28 protein-coding genes are annotated in these 25,488 nt (G+C 62.1%); 7 read left to right on the forward strand and 21 right to left on the reverse strand.

Going from position 1 to position 25,488, the window contains the following annotated elements; translation table 11 throughout:
- Window positions 1-90 precede the first annotated feature (90 nt).
- The 11 genes from LFL96_RS23225 to LFL96_RS23275 all read right to left on the reverse strand — a co-directional run bounded on the left by LFL96_RS23225 (window position 91) and on the right by LFL96_RS23275 (window position 8,150).
- On the reverse strand, window positions 91-510 hold the full coding sequence (locus LFL96_RS23225) for a hypothetical protein (protein ID WP_281003045.1): 420 nt from the start codon (window positions 508-510) through the stop codon (window positions 91-93).
- On the reverse strand, window positions 498-929 hold the full coding sequence (locus tag LFL96_RS23230; RefSeq protein ID WP_281003046.1) for a GPW/gp25 family protein: 432 nt from the start codon (window positions 927-929) through the stop codon (window positions 498-500). Before LFL96_RS23230 ends, LFL96_RS23225 begins: the two co-directional genes overlap by 13 nt.
- 43 nt (window positions 930-972) lie before the next feature.
- Window positions 973-2,586, reverse strand: coding sequence for a phage baseplate assembly protein V (locus LFL96_RS23235; RefSeq protein ID WP_281003047.1), 1,614 nt, complete (start codon window positions 2,584-2,586; stop codon window positions 973-975).
- Window positions 2,583-3,272, reverse strand: a complete 690-nt coding sequence (locus tag LFL96_RS23240; RefSeq protein ID WP_281003048.1) for a hypothetical protein — start codon at window positions 3,270-3,272, stop codon at window positions 2,583-2,585. The genes LFL96_RS23235 and LFL96_RS23240 overlap by 4 nt, the downstream gene beginning before the upstream one ends.
- Before the next feature lie 2 nt (window positions 3,273-3,274).
- Window positions 3,275-3,451 (reverse strand): DUF5908 family protein, encoded by a 177-nt coding sequence (locus LFL96_RS23245; protein ID WP_281003049.1) that lies wholly within the window; start codon window positions 3,449-3,451, stop codon window positions 3,275-3,277.
- On the reverse strand, window positions 3,448-3,912 hold the full coding sequence (locus LFL96_RS23250; protein WP_281003050.1) for a phage tail protein: 465 nt from the start codon (window positions 3,910-3,912) through the stop codon (window positions 3,448-3,450). The genes LFL96_RS23245 and LFL96_RS23250 overlap by 4 nt, the downstream gene beginning before the upstream one ends.
- Window positions 3,913-3,919: 7 nt before the next feature.
- On the reverse strand, window positions 3,920-5,122 hold the full coding sequence (locus tag LFL96_RS23255) for a phage tail sheath C-terminal domain-containing protein (RefSeq protein WP_281003051.1): 1,203 nt from the start codon (window positions 5,120-5,122) through the stop codon (window positions 3,920-3,922).
- 31 nt (window positions 5,123-5,153) lie between these two features.
- Window positions 5,154-6,494, reverse strand: a complete 1,341-nt coding sequence (locus tag LFL96_RS23260) for a phage tail sheath C-terminal domain-containing protein (protein ID WP_281003052.1) — start codon at window positions 6,492-6,494, stop codon at window positions 5,154-5,156.
- 72 nt (window positions 6,495-6,566) lie between these two features.
- Window positions 6,567-6,887 (reverse strand): phage tail sheath C-terminal domain-containing protein, encoded by a 321-nt coding sequence (locus LFL96_RS23265; RefSeq protein ID WP_348638439.1) that lies wholly within the window; start codon window positions 6,885-6,887, stop codon window positions 6,567-6,569.
- On the reverse strand, window positions 6,769-7,620 hold the full coding sequence (locus LFL96_RS23270; protein WP_281003054.1) for a hypothetical protein: 852 nt from the start codon (window positions 7,618-7,620) through the stop codon (window positions 6,769-6,771). The genes LFL96_RS23265 and LFL96_RS23270 overlap by 119 nt, the downstream gene beginning before the upstream one ends.
- A gap of 80 nt (window positions 7,621-7,700) precedes the next feature.
- Window positions 7,701-8,150 carry a phage tail protein gene (locus tag LFL96_RS23275; RefSeq protein ID WP_281003055.1) on the reverse strand — a complete coding sequence of 150 codons (450 nt, stop codon included), beginning with the start codon at window positions 8,148-8,150 and terminating at the stop codon, window positions 7,701-7,703.
- On the opposite strand from LFL96_RS23275, the gene LFL96_RS23280 reads away from it, so the two are divergent.
- From LFL96_RS23280 to LFL96_RS23290, 3 genes are all read left to right on the forward strand, one after another.
- A complete protein-coding gene (locus tag LFL96_RS23280; protein WP_281003056.1) occupies window positions 8,149-8,508 on the forward strand; it encodes a hypothetical protein in 360 nt (119 codons plus the stop codon). The two genes, LFL96_RS23275 and LFL96_RS23280, sit on opposite strands and share 2 nt — an antisense overlap.
- 172 nt (window positions 8,509-8,680) lie before the next feature.
- Window positions 8,681-9,304, forward strand: a complete 624-nt coding sequence (locus tag LFL96_RS23285; protein ID WP_281003057.1) for a trimeric intracellular cation channel family protein — start codon at window positions 8,681-8,683, stop codon at window positions 9,302-9,304.
- A gap of 25 nt (window positions 9,305-9,329) precedes the next feature.
- On the forward strand, window positions 9,330-11,075 hold the full coding sequence (locus tag LFL96_RS23290; protein WP_281003058.1) for a penicillin-binding protein 2: 1,746 nt from the start codon (window positions 9,330-9,332) through the stop codon (window positions 11,073-11,075).
- A 22-nt stretch (window positions 11,076-11,097) separates the two neighbouring features.
- On the opposite strand, the gene LFL96_RS23295 is transcribed toward LFL96_RS23290, so the two are convergent.
- The gene (locus LFL96_RS23295) at window positions 11,098-12,198 is read right to left on the reverse strand and encodes a DUF484 family protein (protein ID WP_281003059.1); all 1,101 of its coding nucleotides are present in this window, start codon (window positions 12,196-12,198) and stop codon (window positions 11,098-11,100) included.
- A gap of 296 nt (window positions 12,199-12,494) precedes the next feature.
- Between LFL96_RS23295 and LFL96_RS23300 the strand changes: the two genes are divergently transcribed.
- Together LFL96_RS23300 and LFL96_RS23305 are read left to right on the forward strand one after the other, a co-directional pair.
- Entirely contained in the window at window positions 12,495-12,752 is a 258-nt protein-coding gene (locus LFL96_RS23300; protein ID WP_281003060.1) for a DUF2866 domain-containing protein, read from the forward strand.
- Window positions 12,753-12,840: 88 nt separating this feature from the next.
- A complete protein-coding gene (locus tag LFL96_RS23305) occupies window positions 12,841-12,963 on the forward strand; it encodes a hypothetical protein (protein ID WP_281003061.1) in 123 nt (40 codons plus the stop codon).
- 244 nt (window positions 12,964-13,207) lie between these two features.
- On the opposite strand, the gene LFL96_RS23310 is transcribed toward LFL96_RS23305, so the two are convergent.
- The gene (locus tag LFL96_RS23310; RefSeq protein WP_281003062.1) at window positions 13,208-13,834 is read right to left on the reverse strand and encodes a LysE family translocator; all 627 of its coding nucleotides are present in this window, start codon (window positions 13,832-13,834) and stop codon (window positions 13,208-13,210) included.
- 254 nt (window positions 13,835-14,088) lie between these two features.
- On the opposite strand from LFL96_RS23310, the gene LFL96_RS23315 reads away from it, so the two are divergent.
- The gene (locus LFL96_RS23315; RefSeq protein WP_281003063.1) at window positions 14,089-14,670 is read left to right on the forward strand and encodes a YigZ family protein; all 582 of its coding nucleotides are present in this window, start codon (window positions 14,089-14,091) and stop codon (window positions 14,668-14,670) included.
- A gap of 316 nt (window positions 14,671-14,986) precedes the next feature.
- Window positions 14,987-15,493 (forward strand): hypothetical protein, encoded by a 507-nt coding sequence (locus LFL96_RS23320; RefSeq protein WP_281003843.1) that lies wholly within the window; start codon window positions 14,987-14,989, stop codon window positions 15,491-15,493.
- A gap of 67 nt (window positions 15,494-15,560) precedes the next feature.
- On the opposite strand, the gene LFL96_RS23325 is transcribed toward LFL96_RS23320, so the two are convergent.
- The 8 genes from LFL96_RS23325 to LFL96_RS23360 form a co-directional block, all read right to left on the reverse strand.
- Window positions 15,561-16,346 (reverse strand): heparin lyase I family protein, encoded by a 786-nt coding sequence (locus LFL96_RS23325; protein ID WP_281003064.1) that lies wholly within the window; start codon window positions 16,344-16,346, stop codon window positions 15,561-15,563.
- A gap of 42 nt (window positions 16,347-16,388) precedes the next feature.
- Window positions 16,389-17,153 carry a WecB/TagA/CpsF family glycosyltransferase gene (locus LFL96_RS23330; protein ID WP_281003065.1) on the reverse strand — a complete coding sequence of 255 codons (765 nt, stop codon included), beginning with the start codon at window positions 17,151-17,153 and terminating at the stop codon, window positions 16,389-16,391.
- On the reverse strand, window positions 17,140-18,195 hold the full coding sequence (locus LFL96_RS23335) for a glycosyltransferase family 4 protein (protein WP_281003066.1): 1,056 nt from the start codon (window positions 18,193-18,195) through the stop codon (window positions 17,140-17,142). Before LFL96_RS23335 ends, LFL96_RS23330 begins: the two co-directional genes overlap by 14 nt.
- On the reverse strand, window positions 18,192-19,478 hold the full coding sequence (locus tag LFL96_RS23340; RefSeq protein WP_281003067.1) for a hypothetical protein: 1,287 nt from the start codon (window positions 19,476-19,478) through the stop codon (window positions 18,192-18,194). Before LFL96_RS23340 ends, LFL96_RS23335 begins: the two co-directional genes overlap by 4 nt.
- Window positions 19,475-20,746: a hypothetical protein gene (locus tag LFL96_RS23345; RefSeq protein ID WP_281003068.1), complete on the reverse strand. Its 1,272-nt coding sequence runs from the start codon at window positions 20,744-20,746 to the stop codon at window positions 19,475-19,477. Before LFL96_RS23345 ends, LFL96_RS23340 begins: the two co-directional genes overlap by 4 nt.
- A gap of 65 nt (window positions 20,747-20,811) precedes the next feature.
- The gene (gene wecC, locus LFL96_RS23350; protein ID WP_281003069.1) at window positions 20,812-22,065 is read right to left on the reverse strand and encodes a UDP-N-acetyl-D-mannosamine dehydrogenase; all 1,254 of its coding nucleotides are present in this window, start codon (window positions 22,063-22,065) and stop codon (window positions 20,812-20,814) included.
- Window positions 22,066-22,114: 49 nt separating this feature from the next.
- The gene (wecB, locus tag LFL96_RS23355) at window positions 22,115-23,236 is read right to left on the reverse strand and encodes a UDP-N-acetylglucosamine 2-epimerase (non-hydrolyzing) (protein ID WP_281003070.1); all 1,122 of its coding nucleotides are present in this window, start codon (window positions 23,234-23,236) and stop codon (window positions 22,115-22,117) included.
- A 43-nt stretch (window positions 23,237-23,279) separates the two neighbouring features.
- Window positions 23,280-25,487, reverse strand: a complete 2,208-nt coding sequence (locus LFL96_RS23360; RefSeq protein WP_281003071.1) for a polysaccharide biosynthesis tyrosine autokinase — start codon at window positions 25,485-25,487, stop codon at window positions 23,280-23,282.
- Window position 25,488 lies beyond the last annotated feature (1 nt).

A 25,488-nucleotide genomic window follows, 5' to 3' on the forward strand; every position in this document is an offset into this window, starting at 1 on the left:
ACAATCCTGCGTTTGGCGTTTCCTGTTTCGTCATTCGGCGCGACCGCCAACCATCGCATTGGCGCGCCCGGCTAAATGAACAATTCACAATCAACCCGCCGTCACGAACTGCTGCTGCAATTGAAACGTCCCCTTGCCCATACTGGGCGGCGTACTATCCGGCGAAAACGGCGCACCGGACATGACGGCGGGCACAGTCGGACTGAATCGCGCGATGAACTCCGTGCCTTCGACGATCAACGGCATGCCGTCACTGATACGCGGCGTTTTCTGATTCACATTGAGGCTGACGATCGTGATCACGCCCGACCCCATGCCATATCCGGGCATCATGTAGTCGGCCCGAACCCGCACGCGCCGTTCGTCGCCGAATACGCAAACCCGCTTTCCGCCGATCAGCGCGTGGCCGCTCGCCCGGATTACCGCCGGGCCCGTTACCGTGACCTGGCGCTGGCCGAACGCCGGAAGAAAGTTCAGCAGATCGCCGTCCACCACGACTAAAGCACCCATGAAATCCGGCCCCCCTGTGCATCGTCGATCGGAAAGATTCCCGCTAACTTTTCCGCTATCTGGCTGCCGCGCAATGTGTAGCGAACCTGAACTTCCAGCGAATAGGGGCTCTGCGCCGATTGTTCGACATCGATACCCGTGACGTCCGCCCGAGGTTCGTATCGCAGCACGCTGTCGAGAATGCGCGTTTCGATGTCGGACAGCAGTTCGCTATCGATATTCGCGAACATCACGTCATACAGCGCACAGCCATAGTTCTCGCGCATGATGCGCTCGCCCGGCTCGGTGCAGAACAGAATCCTCAGGCTCTGACCCACATCGATCGCGCTGTCCACCATCTCGACGCCATCCTCCACCGAGAAGGCGGGTGGAAACGCCCAACCACGTCCGTAAATCCTTGCCAGAATGGACTGATCCATATGGCCTCCTCGACACGTTCTTTTCCTGCTTCAACGCATTCATTTACCCATTCGTCAGGTCGATCCTCGGACCTTTGATCTTCACGTCCGCATCTCCCGACATCTCCAGGCTTTCCTGCGCGGCAAGACTCACGCCGCGCGCGCTGATGGACATCGGCTCGCTAGTGGTCATCGTCACGCCCTGCTTCAATGCGAATGAACTGCCATCCACGCTGGCAACCAGCGATTCCTCTTTCTTGTCGAACGACAGCATCAAATTACCGGATGTCCCCTTCACCACCAGCACCTTATTCAAGCTCTCCTTATCCGGCTGAAACGGTGCCTTATTGACCGGATTGAACATCGCGCCCACGATCACCGGATAACTCGGATTGTCGTCAAAGAACGCCACGACAACTTCATCGCCCACTTCGGGATAAAAGCAGAACCCCGCTGCGTTGGTCGCATAGGGGCTCGCAAACCTAGCCCACAGCACGGGCGCGCCGGCGCCAAGCGCGGCGAGCTTGATCCTGATCCTGCCTTGTGCCGTCGAGTCCATCTCGAACGGTGCAATCACACCGACATGCGGTCCGTTCGCCCTCGGCACCAGCGAAGCGTCCTGAACGATTTCATCCAGCCCCAGACGCAATTGCGTCCTCCATCCGCTCTCCTTGCCGATGCGGTGCCGAACGCACGTAACAATGCCTTTGCCGTCGAAACGAGAACCGTATCCGCTGGTCTGCACGGTCTGCCCCAATTCGTAATCGACGGAACCCGTGACCACGAAATCGCCTTGAACCGCGGCTGCCTGCAGATTCATCAGCAGCGCGTTGGCGAGGTTTTCCGATTCCTGGACGCTCAACGGTGCGCTGTATCCGAAAAGCCAGGTCGCCGGATTTAAAGCGCGAATCGCCGCAGGGTTCAACGCATCGCTGCCCAACGCAACCGATCGTGCTTTCGCCGACGTACATACTTGCCGGTCGACATCCCAGGTCGACACGGACAGCGCATCCGCCTGACTCTGATCGCTGAAATGCCACTCGCCTTCATCCACCGGCGAATCCTCATCGACGTCGTGCAGACTCTGATAGAGCTTGTGCGCGGCGGCTGGCGACAGAAACGGCTGCGAGATCTCCGCCCCTTCCGGCGACGGCATCAACCAGACGCCATTCACGTTGAGGCGACTGCGCAGGAAGTGCCAGTCGGAACACCTGAATTGCACCAGTTGTTCATGCGTGGTCGTGAGCCCGGTGCACTTCGTCAATGCGACATCCAGGGGTCGCAACAATTGCCTGACGATCGCCTCGTCGGTCATCTGCGCGAATACTCGCGAGCCATGGGTTGCCGCGAGACTCTGCAATCCGTGGCGCAACACGAGCGTCAACTCGGCCTGGCCACGCCGCACCTTGAGCTCCTGGCGCATCACCACGCCCGTGAAAATCCGCACGTCGTGTCCATCGACATCCACCGTCAACGTGGCGCTCGCGCCGGGCTCGCAGCGCGCCATCTCCGTGTCGCGCTCAGTCAACGTCTGCGTGGGATTACCCGGCACGGAAAGCACGACTCTCGCCGACGGAATACGATTGACCTGATGCTCGGTTTCCACCCAGATCGGCGACAGCAATAGCAAAGGCAATCCATCGACATTCACCGCGGTTTTCGGAGCGGGTTGCATCATGCCGCCCCATCGCGCCGTACAACGCGCAGCAACTGACCCGGCTCGATCGCGTCCAGACTATTCAGATCATTGGTTGAAGCGAGTGTCAGATAGTCCAGCCCACCTTCGATGCTCGCGCCTGCCTTAGCGGCAATCTGCGGCAGCGGCGTCAGGTCGGCAGCCCGGATCGCCGCCTCCGCCGGTGCCTTGAGTTGCTGCTCGGCCGCCTGCAGTAGCAGACTTTCGTCCGCGGTCAGACTGATGCTGGCTGTCGCTCTCGTCGGCGTCGCGTCACGATCGAACTGCGTGTAACGTACCGACAGCGAGTTCATCCGCCCCGAAAAATAACCCCTGCTGCTCCAGCGCATGCGCCCCCACTTCACGCGCAGAAAATGCGGTTCGCTACGTGCGGCATCCACCGCATAGCATAGCGAGCGCAATTGCGTGAGCTGCATTTCGACGGGCTTGCGATTGCCGGGCATTTCGGCATCGAACAACAGGTCGATCGACAAGCCGGTGGGGCGCGTCTGGTAGTACCGGTTGCTTTGCAGCGTCGTATTGATGAACTCGTCCGGTGTGTAGTCGGTCTGGTAATTCATCGACAGCGATTCCGGGTTGTACATCGCGACGATCGACCCCACCAGTTGCGTCATTTCCCGATCGACATAGGCGCTGATCGTCAGCCTGGATAGCGAACGCGTCAACATGCTCACCTCTCTCCCCAGCCTTGATCGCGCAGACGTTCCAATACGCGCTTGGTCACCAGCTCGACGAGACGGGCCTCCTGCATTCTATCGGCCACCGTGGTGCGGGACGCATCCTTGGTCGCACTGTCGTCGTCGACAATGCGCGCCTGAATCACCAGTTCCTTGATTTCGACAGTCATGCTCTGATCCCCAGCCAGCACAGATCCTGATAACGCAGTTCGAGGTGATTGATGAGAACGCTATTGCTGTTGGCGTCCAGATCGCCCACTCGCCACTGCACCGGCAACGCATTGCTGATCACCCAATTACATGCGGGCACGAAGAACTCGTCGAATACGACGATGATGACGTCCATGTAGCGAACCTTCGCGCCGCTCATGACCCGATTGAAGGTCCACGTCAGCGGACTGACCGGCATGACTCCGCGTTCCAGACTCAACGTGCCATGCTGAATCCGGTCGGCCAGATACAGATTGCGGGCGTTATCGCCGCCTTGCCGGTGAGGCGTCACCGTCAACTCCCTGCTCAATCCGGACACCCGCTGAAAACCGATATCCAGCGGATCGGGAATACCGTTGATCATGAATGTCACCAGAAAACGGTGCGAAACGGACGGGGCCAGCAGATCGATCGCGTTCATGTTCTGTCTACTCGGGTATCGATTGTCCAGACGACTTCATGCTGGTGTCGAATTGAACGCTGATGTCGATGAATTCCGCGGGGTACAAAACCGCAAGACCAACGTTCATGATCATCTTGCCGGCCTGCACGTCGTCGTCCGTCATCGTTTCGCCGACGCCTATCTCCACCTGAAATGCGTCTTCCTCGGTCTCTCCCGCGAGGCTGCCGCTCATCCACAGCTGCCTCAACCACGCGTACGACTGCCCCTTCAATCTCGCCCAGGTCAGCGCATTGTTCTGCTCGAATACATAGCGCCGGCCGAGTTGCGAAAGTTGCGCCTCGACGTAGGCGACGAAGCGGCGAACCTGCACGTACCGCCACGGCGATTCTGCGTCCGGCGTCAAGGTGCGGCAGCCCCAGATGCGTGTGCCGCGCCCGGCAAAGCTGCGGATCAGATTGATGGACACGCCGTTCGCATCGAATAGCGGTTCGGACTGAATCCAGCTCTGCGTCGGCTTCACGACACGTGCGAGCGCGATATTCGCGGGCGCGGTCCACGTCCCCTGCTCTTCGTCGGTAAGCTGCATCGCGGCGATGACCGCGCCTGACGCCGGCAGAACCACGGCGCTGTCGTCAGGCCAGTTGTAATCGGTGACGAGGCGAGGCCAGTAGGCGGCCGACCATTCCGGATTGGCCGGATCATTCTGCAGAAAACTCGTGGCGCAAGCGGACGCATAGTTCACGTCGTCGGGCGCATCGAGTACGCCGAACACACCGGTTCGCACTCCGCAAAGGGATAGCAGCGCCAGCCACGATTTCGGCCAATTGGCCGTGTCTTTGTCATCCAGTAGTCCCATGTCGGGAATGGCCGCGAGCGTAATGCTCAATTCAGCGGCAATCAATTGACCGATACGGGGATCGCCGAAAGCGGCGGCCATTTGCGCGCCGCTGGCATTGGCCAGATCCGCGTATGAGCCGACGGGAATGACCCAACCACCTTTCCCGCCGTTATCGAAGTGATGCTGCAACGCGTAGTAAAGCAATCCTTTCGAAGCAGGCGCGCCACCCAGCTTCTGTTCGTATTCCGCCATACTGCCGACCGGATAGAGTGCGTAAGCATCGCCCGACTCGACGTAGCCGATAAACACCGGCACCGCGCTGGCCACCGGAGAAAACCGGTTCGCCACTGCGCCTTCGGTGTAGGTCACGTCGGGTTGGCCGGGTTGCATCACGTCCCCCTGAAGTTCGTCTAGCCGCCGGTTACGCCATGTTCTGCGTGAATTCCAGAATGATGTATTCCGCGGGCCGTACCGCCGCCATGCCGACCTTGGCGATCATCTTGCCCTGCGCGATGTCGTCGGCGGTCATGGTGATGTTTTCTCCAATCTGCACGAAGTACGCTTCTTTTTCGGTCGTGCCCTTCAGCGCGCCATCGCGCCACAACTGCCAGAGATAGTTGTTGATCGCGCCGCGCACGCGCTCCCAGGTCGGCTGATTATTGGGTTGGAAAACCATCGTGTTCATCGCATTGCGGATATCACGCTCGGCGCTATTGAACAGCCGGCGCACCGACACGTAGCGCCACGACATATCGCTGTTCGCGGCGGTTCCCGCCAGCGTGCGTGCGCCCCAAACCACGATACCGCGCTCGGAGAAGCTACGAATCACATTCACGCCGGCGTCGTTCAGCGGACCTTGCTGACTGTCGGTGACCAGCGCGGTCAACCCGGTTACGCCGGAGATCGCTTCATTGGCCGGCGCCTTCCAAACGCCACGTCTGGCGTCGTTCTGGCAATAGACCGCCGCCATCGTTCCGCTGGACGGTAGCGTCAAAGTCGGGTTCGAGGCGATGTAGGCGTCGATCGCATCGCTCACTGCCTGGTACTCGGCCTGACTGGCGGTCTTCAGATCGCTTAGGCTGAGATCCTTGCCCTGATTCTCGTCGTCCTCGTAGCCTTTGACGACAATTGCAGAGTCGTCGGGGCGCGCGACTGAATAAGCGGTTTTCAGGCTGGGGTAATAAACGGCTGTCTGTTCCGCCAGTGTCGAAGGATTGCTCGCGGTGGAGCCGTCCTTGCTATCCGCGATCAAGAAGTAATCCACTTTGTTCTGCAACAAGGTATTGAGCGCGTTATAGACGCTCTTCCTCTGTGTATCGTCGTCACTCAGGCAGACCAGCAGCGTGATCACACCTTCTTTCTCGATCGCATCCGGTAACGCCGCCAGCTCCGCCGTATCGGCCGGATTGACGAGCGGCAACACATAACAGCTTCCACCGCCGTTTTCGAAATAGTGACGTAGGCCCCAAGCAGGGTTGTAGGTGTACGACACGACTGGATCGGTGTACTTCCACTCAGGGGGCGTGTTGTCATCTAACGCCGACGTAATAGCCGCCACGACAGAATACGCAAACGAAAACCGCGTGCTGAAGTCGAGCCAGCTATTGATACGAATGCATGTACTCGCGGGAAAGGCCGATCCATCAGCAGCAGTGAACTGCCCGACGAATACCGGCACAGCGGTGGCGCTCTGTGCGATCGACAATGCCACGCTCGCATCTTCTTCCACATAGACGCCTGGATAACTGACGGCGACGCTCATGACCTTCTCCTCGAATTGCGGCTGGTACGGTTGTCCTGATCGGCACATAAGACTGGAACGCGCGCGCGCTCGCTAGCTCGACGCCATGTTCTGCGTGAACTGCAACACGATGAATTCCGCCGGCCTCGCGGCCGCCATGCCGACCGACGCAATCATCTTCCCTTGCGCGATATCGTCCGCGGTCATCGTGGTGCCTTCGCCGATCTGCACGAAGTACGCGTCCTTCGCACGGGTGCCCATCAACGCGCCTTGTTGCCAGAGGCTGAACAGATAGTTATCGATCGCCGAGCGCACGCGCTCCCAGGTGGGCTGGCTGTTCGGCTCGAACACCATCGATTGCATCGCGTTGCCGATATCGCGCTCCGTCGAGTCGAACAAACGGCGCACCGGCACATAACGCCAGTTGTCGCTGTCTTCCAGCGTGCGCGCCCCACACCGTCGGGCCGGCGCCGAAGTCGCGGATCATGTTGATTGCCAGTCCCTGATTGAACTGGCCTTGCAGGTCGTCGGTGATTTTGAATTTCGGCCGCAAACCGCCCTGCAACGTCAGGTTCGCCGGCGCGCTCCATACGCCCCGCGTGCGATCGTTCTGGCAGTAAATCGCCGCCACCACCACGCTGGGAAAGATATCTCTGGAAGTCCAGTCGGCCGACAGATACGGGTAATACACCGCCATATGCGGATTACTGGAATAACTTTGGGCCGGATCGAACGTGCTGACGATCTCCGCGGCCGGGCCGTCGACAATTCCAAACAGATTCGCGCCCGCCTGACATAACCCGTCGATAGCCGCTCGCGCGGTCGAGTAGTTCCCGCATGCAACCACCAGCGTAATGTCGTCGTATTTGGGCACTTCAGCGGCGAGATCCTCGACGCTCATGAAATACGCGACGCCGCCGCCATTGGAAAAATAGGCCTTGATGCTGGCGTCGAACGCATCGTCCATGGACAAAGCCGAACCGCGAATAGTCTGATATTCGAAAAACGAGGCGATCCGGCGCACACCATAACTCCATGTCTCAGCTCCAAAAACCGGAACCGCGGTTTTAGCCGCACTGATGGAAAGCATCGCGCCATCGGCGATTTCTTCGACGTAAACGCCGGGGTAACTCGTGACGACTGTCATGATGTCAATTCCGTCAATGAGGGATAAACGAAACGCGCTTTCCAGCGGCATTACCGTGCCGACAATCTGCCGCCCGCGATTCAATGCGCCTGCACGGTGACCCGGTCGGCCATCAGCGTGACTTCCTGCACGGCGGCTTCGTTGCTCGTCGCATCGAGCGAAGGCGCCGTCAGGGAGGTCGGAAACGCGTTGGACACGTTCCAGGTGAGCAGCAGCCGGGTGCCGGAATCGTCGGTCAGGCTGATGGTGATGTCTTTCTTCTCGACCTGATTGAGCGAAATCGAATTGATCCAGTCGTAGAGCTCGGTCTTGCCGGGAAACACCCCTTCGCGCAACGTGATGTTCACCGCCTGCCGCTGGCCCGGCATCTTGAACCAGTTGCCCACGCCGTCGCGGTATTCGATCGTGTCGTATTTGATGTCCAGACCGGAAACATTGTTGAACGACATCTGTTCGCTGCCTAATGCGACCACAAAGCGGTAAGTGGGAATCGGATAGGTCGAGGCAATCTGACTTGCAGTGGTAGCCATGATTTACTCCGTTGAATTCGATTACAGATCAAATACGCGTCCAGCTCGAACCGGCGGTTCAGACATCGATTTGTTGAATTCATTAAACGCCATATTTTCTCCGGCATCGAAAAAAATATTTCTATTGCCTCGAATCAGGCAATTTAATATGACACCCGCCCGATCACCCAGTCATGACATTGTTTTAATGACATTTGTCATGCAATTTTTAATTGATGGATTTGGTGACATTAATCGCGAGCTGGGCAAAACGGATCGCCCAAAAAAAGAAGGCGCTCTACAGGCGGAGAGCGCCTCTTTAACACGCCGCGTCGGACTCGACGCTTCTATCGAACGAAGCAGGCGCGTCGATTTTTAAAACCATGCGGCTTTTCCTTGCGACCGCACGCCAAACGCTTGCCCCACGCCGAACCGCAATCAACTTAAGCCGAATTTGGCCTACCCGAATCCGGCTTAAGGCGTTTTCATCCTGACGACCCGCTTACGATAATGGCCGCTTTTCGCACGCGCATTTACCCGGGCCCATCGTCATGCTGCTCCACTTCCTCTACCTGATCGCGATCGTCGCCGAAGCCATGTCCGGCGCGCTGATGGGCATGCGCCGCGGCATGGACCGCTTCGGTCTGTGCCTCGTCGGCACCGTCACCGCGCTGGGCGGCGGCACCGTGCGCGACGTGCTGCTCGATCACTATCCCCTTGCATGGATCTCGCATCCAGATTACGTTCTTATTACAATCGGGGCGGCGTCGGTTGCCGCGGCCTGCGCGAAATGGCTGCGCAATCTGCAGTGGCTGTTCGTCACCGTCGACGCCATCGGCCTGATCGCCTTCACCGTGATCGGCTGCGACGTCGCCGCGACGATGGACGTGAGCCCCGCGATCGTGGTGCTGGCCGGCGCGATCACCGGCGTCTGCGGCGGCATGTTGCGCGATGTGCTGTGCAACCAGATGCCGCTGATCCTGCGCGAGGAGTTGTACGCCAGCATCGCGCTCGGCGCCGGTGCGTTGTACGTGGCGTTGCAGACCTGCGGCGTGGAGCCGGCACCAGCGTCCGTCGTGGTGCTCGTCGCCGGATTCGCGGTACGCATGCTGGCCGTGCGTTTCCGCTGGCAATTGAAAGTGTTCGCCGCCGCCGATTCGGGCGGTGCAAGTTAACCGGGCTGGACCTTTTCCGCACTCAATGACCCAGAAGAAAAAATCGCAGTCGCACGATCCCTACGCGAGCGTCGCGAAGAACCCGTTGCTCGCGGCGCGCCTGCCGCCATGGCGCTCCAGACTGATCGTGCTGCTGGTGTTTGCCGCGTTCGCGTCGCTGGCCGGCCGCGCGTTCTGGATTCAGGTGGTGAACCAGGACTTCTACGTCGACCAGGGGCAGAAGCGCTATCAACGCACGATCGAACTCGACGCGACGCGCGGCCGGATCGTCGATCGTAACGGCTCGATGCTGGCCGTCAGCCTCGCGACCTACGAGATCTGGGCCTCGCCGAAACTGCTCGACGAAGCCGCGCTCGCACCGCTGTCGAAGCTGCTCGATCTGCCGCTCGACGAATTGCGCCGCCGCGTGAACGGCGACAAGACCTTCGTGCTGCTCAAGCGCCAGGTGGATGCCGATACGGCCGCGCATCTGTCCAAGCTCGGCCTCGCGGGCATCACGCAGATCGCGGATTCGAAGCGCTTCTACCCCGAGGGCGAATCCGCCGCGCACGTGGTGGGGTTCACCGACATCGAGGACAACGGCCAGGAAGGCGTCGAACTCGCCGCCAACGAGCAACTGCTCGGCGTGCCCGGCCAGCGTGAAGTGATTCGCGACCGGCTGGGTCGGGTCGTCTCCGAAACTCGTCCGCTGGTGCCCGCGCGGAACGGCGCGACCATCCATCTGACGATCGACCGGCGCATTCAGCAACTCGCTTATGCGCAACTGAAGGAAGCGATCGCCAGACATCACGCGGAAGCCGGCAGCGTGGTCGTGCTCGATGCGCGCAACGGCGAAATTCTCGCGCTGGCCAACTATCCGAGCTTCGACCCGAACGATCGCGCGCGTCTGACCGGCCGGCAATTGCGCAATCGCGCGGTAGTCGACACGTTCGAGCCGGGTTCGACGATCAAGCCGGTCGTCGTCGCGTTGTCGATCGACGAAGGCAAGGTGCGGCCGCAAAGCATCATCGATACGGCGCCGGGCTGGTACAAGATCGGCCCGGCCGTGATTCACGACACGTCGAATCACGGCGCGATGACCGTCGCGGAAGCCGTGCAGAAGTCGAGCAATATCGCGCTGGCGAAACTCGCGCTGAACCTGCCGGCCGAAACGATCTGGAACAAGTATCAGGAATACGGCCTCGGCTTGCGGCCCGAACTCACCTTCCCCGGCGTGGCGTCGGGCAAGGTGCGCCCGTACAAACGCTGGCGTCCGATCGAGCAGGCCACCATGGCGTACGGCTACGGGCTGTCTACTTCGCTGCTGCAGCTCGCGCAGGTCTACACGGCGTATGCGGGCGACGGCACGATGCATCGCGTGAGTCTGCTGCGTGACGACACGGGAGCGGAATCGAACGGCGGCGCGGCGCCGGCGGATAAGGGGCACACGGTCACCACGCCCGCTACCGCGCGCGCGATCCGTTCGATGCTGGAAATGGCCACCGGCATCGGCGGCACGGGGCGGGCGGCGACCGTGGCGGGTTACCGGATCGGCGGCAAGACGGGTACCGCACGCAAGCAAATCGGCGCGACGTACGCGAAAAACCGCTACCGCGCGCTCTTCGTCGGCATGGCGCCGATGAGCGACCCGCGGCTGATCGTGGCCGTGATGATCGACGATCCCGCGGGCAAGGCGTTTTACGGCGGAACGGTCGCGGGTCCGGTATTCAGCGGCGTGACCGGCGGGGCACTGCAACTGCTCGGCGTGCCGCCGGATGCGCCCGGCACGTGAGCGAGTCAGCTTCGTTGCAGGCTCAACTATCCGCCTGCACCAGCGCTTCGATCCGGTTGCGGCCGTTGCGCTTGGCCTGATACATCGCGCGATCGGCTTCTTCCATCATCGCGCGGCCCGACGCGGCCGCTTCGGCCGGCGCGCCGCCGATCGTGCGCGCCGCCACGCCGATCGAGACAGTCAAGGCGATGCGCACGCCGTGATCGTCCTGCAGGTCCAGCCGCTCCACCGCGAGCCGCACGCGCTCGGCGACGGTCAGCGCGTCGGCCCGGTCGCCCTGCAGCAGCGCCGCGAATTCCTCGCCGCCATAACGCGCGACGGTATCGCCCAGCCGCACCTGCTGACGAACGCATGCGGCCACGGCGGCCAGAGCACGGTCGCCGGTCTGGTGACCATACGTATCGTTGATCCGCTTGAAACTGTCGATGTCGATGAACAGACACGCCACCGGCACGCCGTAACGTGCCGCGCGCATGATTTCCTCGCGCATCCGCTCGTCGAAATAGCGGCGATTCGCGAGACCGGTCAGCGAATCGGTCATGCCGAGCTGCTTCAGTCGCTCTCGATGCGCGACGTTGTCGAGACTCGCGGTCACGATGCTCGCGAAGCGTTCGAGAATATCCGTCGCCATGTTCTCGGCGAACCGGCCCGCATCGTCGCTACCGAGACACAGATAACCGCTGACGGTGTCGCCCGCGGCCAGCGGCAACACAATCGCGCTGGCCGGCGCGTGCGCGGCGCCAAAGAACGCGCGTCGCACGGCGTCATCCAGTCCTGCCGGTTGACCCAACCAGGGCCGGCCCGCCTCGCACAACCCTTGCGCGGCGAGACCGCTTTCACGTGCGGTCTTCAATCCGAACAGATCGAGTGCGCGCAGAGCGGCCGGATCGAGCAATTCGAGCAGCATCGGCGCGCGGTCGTCCAGCCATAGCGTCACGCTCGCCAGCGAAAACTCTCGCGGCAGATCGCTGAACAAGGTATCGAGAAAGGACGCGAAATCCTGCGCGCCGATCAAACGCAATTCGACATTCTGGAAACGGCGCAGCGTGCGCTCGTTGTGCTGAACCGTATCGACGAGCTGGCGAAGACGGTCCGAGAGCGGCGTTTGAGGGGGATTCGTCACGTTAACAATAAGGCGTGCCCGAAGGCCAAACGGGGACATGAGCCCCAACCGCTGTAATAACGGCTAATTTCGCGAGGTCTTGAGGGCGCCGTTACGATGTCCGATTCCAGACGCGCACACAAAAAAACCGGCGCGCTTTTTCGCGCTCTTAAGTCTGGCTTAATTCTTTGCTGTAACCATGCCTTCACAACATCCCCTGTTGAAGCCGCCAGAACACCGGCGGCGCTTTTTTTCTACGGGATGTCGACGACGCGCCGATAAGACGGGCTGTGTGCCCGCGAAGAAGGAGTGAAATCATGGTTGAAGACACCGTATTCGAGCATCTGCGCGCCATGCCCGGCAACGAATGGGTAAGCCAGATCCACTCGTGCAAGGTCTCCGATCCGCTGCAGCCACCCTGGGGACGTTCGTATCGTCTCGTCGAATGGACCATGAAGCACACGCCCGAATCGAGCCGGCGCGTGGTGCCCGCCGAGAGCACGCCGCTCGAAATCGCCCAGGCCGTCGTTTCGCACGTGCCGGGACGGCGTTTCTGCCAGCATGGCGACGAATAGACCGGCTGATTATCAGGCGCAAAAGAAGTACCGGAAAGGCGTGAAATCGCCTTGCAATGCTTAACAGTTCCCCGCCGACATTCTGCTTATGATGAGCGCTCCTGCCGCCACCTCAGTGGATCACGTCATGAGCTATCCGTACGACCTCTTCACCGCCGCGTGTCTTTTCATCATCGTGGTTTCGACGTCCATCATGCTGATGGTGAGCTAAGGCGAGCCGCATCGATCTGCTTCGCCGCGCACGTCTATCCTTGCGCAACGTCTCTTGCGCGGCAACGCCAGTACGAAAAAAAACGCGCTACGTGGTGACGTAAAAAGACGCGCTACTGTACATATGCACAGTGTTGTGGTCTGAACAATGCACCTGCACAACACGCCCGCACGCGTCGTCTCCCACCTCGTTTCGAACTTCATCTCACGCGCGGCGACACCGGACGGTGCGCCGCGCGATTGCGTTAGCGCGTCTGCGTGGCCACGCGCAGGCCGAGAGAAATGAACAGCACGCCAATCAGCTTGTTCTGCCAGCGGCTCAACCACGTCAGACGTTTGACGAGTCGGCCGAGCGGGCGGATCGTCAATACGATCAGCGTGGTGTAAAGCGCGCTCATGGCGACGAAAATCAGACCGAGCGTGGTGAACTGCAAAAACGTCGAGCCATGTTCGGGACGCACGAATTGCGGCAAAAACGCGAGAAAGAACAACGCGGTCTTGGGATTCAACACTTCGGCGGGAATGGCCTGAAAAAACGCCTTCGAAGCCGATACCGGCGCGACCGTCGGCAAATGCGTGCTGGTCTGCTTTTCGCGCAACGCCTTGATGCCCAGATAGACCAGGTAAGCGGCGCCGGCGAATTTCACCGCGTTGAACGCGAGCGCCGAGGTCATCAGGAGCGCCGACAGCCCGACCGCCGCACCGAGCGTATGCACGAAATCACCGGTCGCCACGCCGAGGCCGGTGAGAATGCCCGCCTTGCGGCCGCCGTGCACGGTACGCGTCAACACGAGCAACACCGCGGGACCGGGAATCAGAAACAGCCCGAGAACCACGGCAACGAAAGTACCTAGCGTGGACAGATCGATCATGTCGTCTCCTTGATGGCGCACGGGCTCAACGACCCGTTGCGTGTTCAACGAACGATTGTAGACGAAGCAGCGCAATCCGATCGACGCGCGCTTTTCGCGCGGCCTGTGCGGGACGGTGTCCTCGGTTGTACGCAATCGATGGGTGACAATGCACGCCCTCCTCGCCTAGACTTCCGACTCTCGCTCGCCATCCCACTCGATCGCACGATGAGACATGGCACTCATCCGTGCGAAACGCCGATACCCATCCCAGCATGAGTTACACCCTCGCATCGCCCTGTATCCGGGAACTCGAAATCCGCAAAAGCCGCTTCATCGGCTATGCGCTCCCGGTCGCCGATCGCGACGCCGCGATGGCCGAGTTGCGCCGTCTGCGCGACGAACACCCCACCGCCACGCACGTGTGCTGGGCGTTGCTGGCAGGCGGCCAATCCGGCATGTCCGATGACGGCGAACCCTCCGGCACCGCCGGCCGGCCGATTCTCGAAGTGCTGCGCCATCACGACCTGGACGGCGTGCTGGCCGCGGTCGTGCGCTATTACGGCGGCGTGAAGCTCGGCGCTGGCGGACTGGTGCGCGCCTATACCGACGCCATCGCCTCGGCCCTGCTCGACGCGCCGCGTGTCGAACGCATCGCGCAGGTCACGCTCACGGTCGAAGTGAGTTATGCCGATGAAGCCAAAGTGCGCCGCTGGCTCGACGCGCAAGGCTACACGCTCGCCGACACCGTTCACGCCATGCTGGTGAGAATGACGATCAGTCTGCCCGTCAATGCGCTCGACGCTGCGCGAACAGCGCTCGTGGATATGACTCAGGGCAAGGCCGGCTTCTTTTGAAAGAGCGCGCAGATCGCCTCGATTCGAGTCGTCGCGATCTCAATAGCAGTCGTACTCTAACGACTCGCTCACATTCGGCAAATTGACTCGCTATCATGAGCGCGCTACGTCACTAGCACCGCATCGTGCATCGGGCGCATGGATTTCCAGCTTCGCCCAATGCGCTGTTACCATGCTGTCCTGAACCGGACGACCTCACCGAAAAAGGGCAACGCTTCTGACTTCGACCACCGCTCTCTCCAGCGCGACATCCACGCTGCTTTCGTTGCGCCGCGCCACGGTACTCAAAGGCTGCGGCACCATCGCGCTGCCGTTGATGCTGTCCGCCTGCTCCTGGTCCTGGTTTGGCCTGAATTGCACGCCGCGCGCCAGTGCGGTTCATGCCACCGGCTCGCTGAGCGTGGCCCCGCCCCACGATTTCACTTACGTCCCGGCCGTCAACGGTCACGTGTCGCCCAACCGCATCGAGAACACGGCCATGACCGGCCTCGTGCTCAAGGGCGACGTCAACGAAGCGGTACGCAACGGCATCGCGCGCAGCCTGGCGATATCCGGCTTCCATCTCGACACCGGCACGCGCGTGCTGAGCGGCAGCATCGAAAAATTCACGGTGGACGACGAACGCTCGCCCACATACTGGACCTTGAAGATGCACTACGTCGTGACCGATACGACGACGCGCAAAGTGGTGTTCTCGACCACCAAGACCGTGCGGCAGAAGTCGCCGAAATTCACCAGCAACACGATTGCGATCGAAGACACCGTGAAGCTCAGCGTCGATGCGCTGATCGGCGATCCAGGTTTTGTCAGAAGCGTGAACTGAACGGCGTGCGCGGCGCCGGTTCATTGCAGAAACGCGCACCGGAACGCCCACGAAGCCGCCCGCTGTTTCACTGTTGCCCAACCGTCACCGGTCCGAACAGCAACGTGATCTGATTCCGCGTTTGAAACGGCGAAAGCAGATAGATTCCCATCTTCAGATACGCGCTGTTGTCGCCGGGGTACGCATTCGGAAAACCTTGCGTCCCGAACACGGCGACACCATCTTTCCAAAGCTGCGTCGATGCATGCACACCGCCCGCGTCCGGCATATAACGTAGCGCCCAATCCACCCACCTGCCCTGATCCTGTTGCGCGCAACAGATCGACTTGCTGGTCGTGACGCTCGGTCCTCCACGCATCGACACCACGTAGTTGCCGCCGTTCAGATCCAGTTCCATCGGCGGAGAACCGCTCAGCGCGGTCTGGTGAATCTGCGTGATCACCATCACGAGTTTGGGATCGAACACATAGTCCGGCGGAATATACGTGCGCCAGCGCAGCAGGTAGTCCTTGCCCTGAACGAACTTCAGGTGATTGCCGAAGACCATTTCGGCGCGCACCGCGCCATTGGCGACCTGCGAATAATTCTGGTCGCTGCGGACGTAGACCTGTACCGCGGGTTGGCTCGTATCGAGCGGATCGTCGACGATCGTCACGTTATCCGCAGACGGGCTTTGAATACCTTGCAGCGCGCTCAATCCGCTTTGCCAATTCTCGCTTTCGATCATCGTAAAGGTGCTGGCAAGCGCGGACGCCCAGGGATCGGACCAGCGCATCGGTACGACCTGCGCACACGCGGTCTTCGCGAACAGCAGCGTCATGCAGAAGCACAGCAGGAAAATCGGGCGTTTCATTCGACTCCTTTCCAACGTTAACACCGCGCTATCGACGGTGATTTACTTGCCGTATCCACGCAACGGACGGCGCAGCATCGACCTGACGCGCGCCTTGATCAGCATCAGCGCAAACCGGTTGTTCGTGACGAAGTAGCGTTTCCACATCCGGCGTGGCTCCTGCGCGACGCGATACGCCCATTCGAGCCCGCTGCGCTGCATCCAGGGCGGCGCGCGGCGCACCTTGCCGGCCACGACATCGAACGTACCGCCAACTCCCATCACGAAGTCGACGCCTAACTGATCCTTCCAGCGGTCGATGAACGTCTCCTTGCGCGGCGACGTGATCGCGACGAACAGCAGCCGCGCGCCGGAACAGCGGATCGTTTCCACGACGGCCGCTTCGTCGTTCCAGAAGTAACCGTGGTGATGACCCGCGATCCGCAGCGCGGGATGCCGTTCGGAGACCACGGCGGCGGTACGTGCCACCACGGCATCCGTCGCGCCGAGCAGGAATACCGGCAGCGAGCGCTGGGCCGCCATCTGCAACAGCCGTTCGAACAGATCGACACCCGCCACGCGTTCGGGCACCGCATGACCGAGCCATCGTGCGCCCCACACCACGCCCATGCCGTCGATATTGACGATGTCGCATGCTCGTACCGAAGCGGCCAGTTCCGCGTCCGTCTGCATATGCACGAGCTTCGCCACGTTGACCACGACGTGCTGCGTGAACTGCCGGCGTGCGATCCGCTCGCCGATCCAGTCGACGGTTTCGTTCATGGTCGCGACGTGCATCGGGCAGGAAAAGAGTTCAATGCGTTTCATCGCGCGTCCTGTTCGGGTTGTGTTCCGGCTGCGGCGACGTCGGCACGCAAGTGCGAGCGTGCGGCTTCGAACGTCGTTCGCCGGTTCCGGCGAGTGCCGTGCGATACACCCGATCGACCTGCATCGCTACCGCCTTCGAGAAATAGCCCAGCGATTCGAGACGCCGCCGTCCGTCGGAGCGCTGCGCGTCGTTCAACACCTGCGCTGTGGCACGCGCCAGCACCGCCGCGTCGCGGCCTTCGATCACCGCGCAATGCGATACGCCGTCGAGCAAACGCCTGACATCGCCGACATCGACGGCGATCACGGGCAAATTGACCGCCATCGCTTCCTTGACCGCTTGCGGCGAGCCTTCTCTCCGCGACGTCATGACGAGACAATCGGCCCGGGCAAGCAGATCGCGCACGCCAATGCGATCCAACCCGTCGATATGACGCTCCTCGACATCGAATCCGAACGATGCGGATAATCGTTCGACGACTTCCCTGAATAGCGGATAGTCTTTCTCGGGTCTATCCGGCGAAGAAGGAAACACCACGATCTTTGGACCAGGCGCGGATTCGACGCGATCCTTGGGCGGCACGAACAGCGCCTCGTTCACTGCACACGGAATGGTCGAGCAACGTTTCGACACGCCGCTCACCACATCGGTAATCGGCTCACTCACGCCGATGCAGGCGTGCGCGAATCGCGCGGCGGCGAGAGACAACCTCCGCATCCAGCCACGTCCCATGACATCCGAACCGTGAAACGTGATCACGACCTTCGCGCGTGAGAACAATCGGACCCACGGCGCGGAGCAGGCGCTGAGCCCGAAGTGATAGTGGACGACATCGTAGGCATGGCGGCGGATCAGACAGGTCACGCTAAAAAGCGACTTGAGATAGGCCAGCCGCCCACGCCAGCTCTCGATAACGAAAACGTCGATCGGGTCGCCGTGCAATGCGTGCAACGCGTCCACCTGCTCGGTGACGAACACGCCTTGCGCCGGAAGAGCGGGATTGCGCGCCGCGTACATGTTGGTGACGACGAGAACTTTCATCGGACGGCCCCGAGTCTTTTGTGCGAGACGGTCTCGCGAGAGATGGACAATTCACTGCGGGATAATTCACTGCGGGACGACAGCGCATACATCGCGAGCAATGCGGAGAAGACATACGACGGCGATACCAGCGCCATGGAGAAAGCGTTATCGAAACAGAAGGCCAACACGACAAACCACCATGTCGCACCAGGTCGCCGCCCTTGTCCGTAACGCAGCACGAAGCCGAGCCAGACGAGCGCACCCAGCAGACCGAGTTCGACGAACAGATGCGGATAGAACGTATCGGTCGTCTTCAGGACGGAACCGAGTCCGTACCAGTTGAAGTGATAGAGGGCATAGAGCGGCGAACCGTACTTCACCGACGCAGGACCGCCGAACGCGCCAAGCCCCTCTCCCAGCAGATTGCCCTTGCCCAGCGATTCGATCATGACCCGGTAGGATTCGGCTCGCGCCGAATTACCGGCGACGATATAGAACGAGATCTTGGCCGCCGCCACATTCAACAGCGAATCCACGTAGCCGCTTGTCACGACCCATAACCCGGCACAGGTCGCCGCCGCTGCAGCAAGCCAGACGCGCGGACTCATCTTCTTCGCCATCAACGGATAGCACGCCAACGTCGCGAACATCTTGAACGAGAAGCCGAGCAGCGCGAACAGCAGAAAAAACCAGGCGGCACGCCGGGACTGGCTGGTCGGCCTGTATTGACGACACAGCACGAACGCGCAGAAATTGATGAAACTGAATTCGGAAAAGAAACCCATCCAGCCCTGTGCTCGCAGAAACAGGCCCGAGTCGATCCGGATCGGCAGCAGCAACGGCAATCCGCTCAGGTAGGCAAGGTAGAAGTAGCACTGGAACAGATCGTTACTGAGCACGATCGCAAAGAACACCTTCAGCACCGCGTCGATGCGGTCCCGATAGGCGAACAACGCCAGCGTGATCACAACGGGAAACAGGAAGCGCACGAACTCTTCCATGCCCGCATCCGCGTTGAACGCTCGCATCAGGTCGATCCACAGCACGAACAGCAACGGCGCGGCCAGCACGATCAAGCGGTGAAATCTCGGCCTGATCCACAGCGCCAGCAACAACAATACGAACGCGACGATCTTGACGTGTTGCGAGCGCTCGTCTTCGAGCGTCAGCATGGTGTCGCTGATGCAGAAAACCGGATACGCGAGCGCGACGGCCCACGCACCGATCGAACCAAGCGTCGGGGGGCGTCGCGCTTGCGTGGTCGAGGTCATCGCCGAGGTCATCAAGGCGGGCACGTTCATCGCGGCGCCTCCGGTTCGCGCTGAAGCACGGATAAGTCCTTAGCGCGGGCTCGCTCACCCGTCGCGTCGAATTGAACGCATAGGTCCGCCGCCCTGTTGCGCACGAGCCGGTTTCGAACCGCCGTCACGAGGATCGCCGCCAGCAGGATCAGGACGAAACCCGGCTGTCCGCCGATCCCGATGCACGACCCGCCCAACACGGCGAACGCCGCGGTCGTCGTCATATTGATGCGGGCCGTGTCGGCGCCCTTCTCGAACGCCATCATCACGCTGCTGCCGACCATGCCCATCATCCCGACCGCGCACAGCAGCGCGAGCAGCATACCGGCGACGATCGCCATGCTTCGATCGTCGCCGGCCTCCGCATGCCAAAGGACCATGCCCACGACGAGCACCGCATTGACGGCCAGCACCATGCCATTCGACCAGCCGATGCTGCGACGCATGTCGCGCAGCGTCGTATCGAATGGCAGTGCCGCCGCCCGGCGCCTCGCCAGCTCCGGCAGTTGCGCGAGGGAAATCGCGCGCGGCAACAGCATGCCGGCCGCCGTCACCGACGCAAGCAGCGACACCATGCCGGCGAACGACGCGCCGCACATCAGCGTCGCGGCCGGTACGATCACCAGCGCCATGCCGCCCGACAGAAAATTCGTCAGACCGAACTGCAGGCCTTTCACGTCGAACGTTCGCGGCCACGCGCCGCGCGACGGCAACCCAACCGTGACGAACAACCCCGCCGCGCAAAGGCCGAGCGCAGCGGCCAGCGCGCACGACGGCGACAGTCCGCGCTGCCGGCACAACCCCAGCAGAAGCATGGAACTCGCGATCAACAGCAGATCGAAAACCACCGCCGTTCGATACCGCCGCTGCGCGACGAAGTAATGACGCGCGACCTGATACGCGGACCATCCCCACAAGAGCGACAGGAAGCCCACCCCATCCACGTCGACCACACCACTCAGCGCGAGCGCCAGAGTCCCAACGGTCACGGCGATCGTGGTGGCAAGCGCCATCGCGGCGAGCGGATAGAACGCATCGCGCGCGGCCCGTTCGTGCACCGCGCCGGGTACGCGCACGAGAATCAGCGTGGCCCAGCCGATCGCCGTGAAGAAGGCCGCCATCTGCGCAATCGACATGTTCGACGCGACCCGCCCCAACTCCGCCAGGGAGTAGATGCGCTGTACCGCGAGAAATGTGACCACGCGATACAGGCCGGGCGAACCGGTGCATAGCAGCGCCTCGAACCGTTTGAGCAGACCGTCACGCATGGCGCGCTCCTCGCGCGGCCACCGGTTGCTTACGTGACTCAAGTGACTCAAGCGACTCAAGCGACTCAAGCGACACGGGCATTCGCCAGCAAACCGCGCGTATCGATCACCACCTTCGCCTGCAGGCGCACCGGATCGACGCGCTTGAACGGCGTGTGATCGACGAGCACCAGAATCACGTCCGCTTCGCCGAGCGCATCGCCCAATTCGCAGAGCCGCGCCTTGCCCTCCAGCGCGGCGGGCAACTCGCGAATATTCGGTTCCACCACCAGTACCTGCCCCACGAAACGCTCGGCGAGTTCGAGCGTGATGTCGAGCGCGGGACTCTCGCGTAGATCGTCGATATTGGCCTTGAACGCCAGCCCGAGGCACGCGATCACCGGTTCCCGGAAACGCCGGGCCGCGCGCTCGACCCGCTCGATCACATGGCGCGGCTTGTCGTCGTTGACGTTTCTCGCGGTGCGGATCAGGCGCGCATGATCCGGCGCCGAATCGACGATGAACCACGGGTCCACCGCAATGCAGTGTCCGCCGACGCCCGGTCCCGGCTGCAGAATGCTCACGCGCGGATGACGGTTCGCGAGCCGGATCAGCTCCCATACATTGATGTCGAGCGTGTCGCAGATCACCGACATCTCGTTGGCGAACGCAATGTTCACATCGCGAAACGAGTTCTCGGTCAGCTTGCACATTTCGGCGGTGCGGGCATCGGTAAGAATGCATTCGCCACGCACGAAGCACTGGTAGAGTTCGCGCGCCAGCTCGCCGCAGCGCGGCGTCATCCCGCCGATCACGCGATCGTTCTCCACCAGTTCGCGCACCACATGTCCCGGCAAGACGCGCTCGGGACAATGCGCGACGCGAATGTCCGAATGCTCGCCCGCCTGCTGCGGGAACGTCAGATCGGCACGCAACGCAGCCATCCACGCCGCCATCTGTTCGGTTGCGCCGACCGGCGACGTCGATTCGAGCACGACCAGATCGCCCTTCTTCAGCACGGGCGCAATCGCCTCGCTCGCCGCCTGAATGAAACTGAGGTCGGGTTTGTTGCCGTCCAGGAATGGCGTCGGCACCGCGACCAGGAACGCCTCCGCCGGCTCCGGCGTCGAGCTGGCGCGCAGATAGCCTTGCGTCACCGCCGCGTGCACCAGCATGTCGAGTTCGGGCTCGACGATGTGGATCTCGCCGCGATTGATCGTATCCACCGCCTGCCGGTTCACGTCCACGCCGATCACCTGTTTTCTGCGCGCGGCGAACGCCGCCGCCGTCGGCAAACCGATATAGCCCAGACCGATTACCGATATCGTTTCGAAACTCATCGTTCTTCTCTCTTTCCGTTGTTGTGTTTTTTTCCGCGACGGTGTCGCGTCAGAACGCCGCCAGCGCCTGCGCGATCTGCTCGCAGGCGTGTCCGGTGCCATAGGGATTGCCGCCGCGCGTCATCGCGCGATACTGGCCGGCATCGTTCAACAGTTGCAGCGCGTTGTCGGCGATCCGCCGCGCGCTGGTGCCCACGAGCCGCACGACGCCCGCGTCGATCGCTTCCTGGCGCTCGGTCGTATCGCGCATCACGAGCACCGGTTTGCCGAGCGACGGCGCCTCTTCCTGCACGCCGCCGGAGTCGGTGAGAATCAGCGTCGCGCGGTCCATCAACCGTACGAAGGGCAGGTAGTCGAGCGGTTCGAGCAGATGAATGTTGGCGACACCCGTCAGCAGCCGATTGACCGGCTCGCGGACAGCCGGATTCAGATGCACCGGATAGACGATGTCGACATCGGGCTGCGCGCGTGCAATCTGCAACAGCGCCGCGCAGATCTGCTCGAAGCCGGCGCCGAAACTTTCGCGCCGGTGTCCCGTCACCAGCACCACGCGGCGTTCTGGCGCGAAGCACGGCAGCATGGCATCGGCGGCGCGGCACAGCGCGGCGTCGGTGGCGAGGCGCTGGCGCACCTGCAACAGCGCATCGATCACGGTATTGCCGGTCACCACGACGTGCCGCGCGGCGACGCCCTCGGCGAGCAGGTTGGCGCGCGCCTGTTCGGTCGGTGCGAAATGCAGCGCGGCCAGCACGCCGGTCAACCTGCGATTCGCTTCTTCCGGCCACGGCGACAACAGATCGCCGGTGCGCAGACCCGCCTCCACATGACCGACGGGAATCCGCTGATAGAACGCGGCGAGACTTGCCGCCATCGTCGTGGTGGTATCGCCATGCACGAGCACCGCGTCGGGCCGCCACGCGTTCAGCACGTCGCGCATGCCGAGCAGGATGGCCGCATTCAGGTCGTACAGATCCTGGCCGGGTTTCATCACGTCGAGGTCGAAGTCCGGGCGAATCGCGAACAGGTCGAGCACCTGATCGAGCATCTCGCGATGCTGGCCGGTCACGCACACCCGGCAATCGAAGCGGGCGTCCGTGCGTAGCCGCTCGACGAGCGGCGCCATCTTGATCGCCTCGGGGCGGGTGCCGAAGGTCAGCAGAATTCTTCTCATGCGTGCATCTCCATCTGTGCGTCTCGCCATCGCGACATGGCGCTCACGCCGCCGTGTCGGGCGTACTGTGGTAAGGGGAATAGGCGTAGTCGGAGGCACGCAGCGGCACGTCGCCCAGCACGACGCCGTCGATCGACACGCCCGCGGCACCCAGCAGGCGCGTGGTCTCGCGCAACTCGGCGGCACTGTGGCGCGCGTGGCGCATCACCAGCAGCGTCGTGCCCGCGTGCTTGCCGATCAGCGCCGAATCGGTCACGGCGAGAACAGGTGGCGTGTCGAGAATCACGATGTCGTAGGCCTGCGCGAACTGTTCGAGCAGCGTGCCGAGACGCTCGCCGTACAGCATTTCGGCAGGCATCGGCGAACCACGTCCACGCGTGAGCACGTCGAGACCCGGCAGCACCTGGCGGTGCAGCACGGCATCGAGTTCCGCGCCGGCGATCATGTCCGGCAACCCGCGTTCGCGCGACAATCCGAAGTACCGATGCAACTCGCCGCGCCGCATGTCGCCGTCGACGATCAGCACGCGCTTGCCCACCGACGCCAGCACCACCGCGAGATTCGCCGACAGGAACGACTTGCCGACGTGCGGACGCGGACCGGTGATCATCACGACGTTGTTCGGCGCTTCGGCGAGCCGGAACTGCAGCGCGGTGCGCAGGCTGCGCACGCCTTCCACCGCGATGTCGTCAGGCGCGCTCACGGCAAGAATGTGAGCGCCCTGTTCGCCCCGGCTCGCGGCGCGTTGCAAACGCATCTGCCGTTCGCTGTGCGAGATGACCGCATAAACCGGCGCACGCGCGATCTCTTCGATTTCGAGCGGACTGTCGAGGCCGTTGCGCAAGGCCCGCCGCACGAAGGCGGCAGCCGCGCCCAGCATCAAACCCAGTGCGCCCGCCGCCGCGATCACGAGCGCCTTTCTCGGCTTCACGGGCTGCTCGGCGGTGACCGCGTAATCGACCACGCGCACGTTGCCTAACTGGCCAGCCTTCAGCACGCCGAGTTGCTGCGCGCTATCCATCAGATTGGTGTAGAGGCCCGAATTGATATCGACCTCACGCAGCAGGCGCACAGCCGCTTGCTGCGTGTTCGGCAGCGCGGCGATCTTCGCGTCGAGCACGTTCTGTCGACGGCGCAGATCCGCCAGTTGAGCCTCGAGCGCCGTCACCGATGGATGCGTCGGCGTGAATCGTTGCAACAACTCCGAACGTTGCCGCTGCAACGCAAGGACTTGCGCGTTCGCGTCGGCGGCACCCTGCAACAGCAGACGGCTCTCCGCGTCGAGATCGATCGTGCCGTTGCGATTGCGGAACGTGTTGTAGCGCTGTTCGGCGTGCTCCAGATCGGCGCGCAACTGCGGCAACCGGTCGCCGAGAAATCCCAGCATCTGTTGCGCCCGCGCGGATTTCCAGCCGACATTGCGTTGCACGTAGGCACGCACGATCGCGTTGACGGTCGCGGTGGTACGCGCGCTGTCGTCGCCGTCGAGCCGGATGCCGATTACACCCGACTGTTTCGTTTTCTCGGCGACGTCCAGCGTTTTCTGCAATTGCACCGTGGTGAGCTGCGTCGATGTGCGGCTCAATCTGAACTCGGTGCCGCTTCGCGCGATCACGCTGTCCACGCGCAAACTGACGGGACCGTCCCCGGTCATGCCGGTGGCGACCTCGCCCACGCGTCCGTTGAGCACGGTCTCGCCGGTTGCACTTCTTAGCTCGAAATGTTCGTTGGTGCCGGCGATCAAGGTGAATCGCTTCGTGTACAACGTGGGCGGCACGTCGAACTGGGACACGCGCAGCGTCTCGCCGCCCCACGCGAAACGGCCCAGACCCCACACGGGCTCGGCGAGCGTGCCGTCCGCCGCCGTGCGCGCGATCGCCCGGCCGATCAGGGGAAAATAGCGCGGCTGCGCGTCGATATCCAGATGCAGCTGACGCACCGTATCGTCGACAACCGACCTCGAGCGGATCAGTTCGATCTCGGCGTCGGCCGTGCCCTTGCCGCTGAAAATCTGCGCGAGGTCGCCGAGCTTGTCGTTCAGCGCGCCGGTATCGTCGTCGACCTGGACCGTCGCGTCGGCGCGGTACACCGGCGTGCCGAGGAACGCGTAGCCGACGCCGAGCGCGAGCACCGTTGCAGTGATCGCCGCAATCAGCGTACGGTTTTCGATCAGCACGGACGTCACTTCGGAAAGATCGATTTCATCGTCACGATGCGCTACGACCGCGGTGGGATTGAGATGCATGCTCATG

The organism is Paraburkholderia sp. D15 (genome assembly GCF_029910215.1).
Taxonomy (GTDB): Bacteria; Pseudomonadota; Gammaproteobacteria; order Burkholderiales; family Burkholderiaceae; genus Paraburkholderia.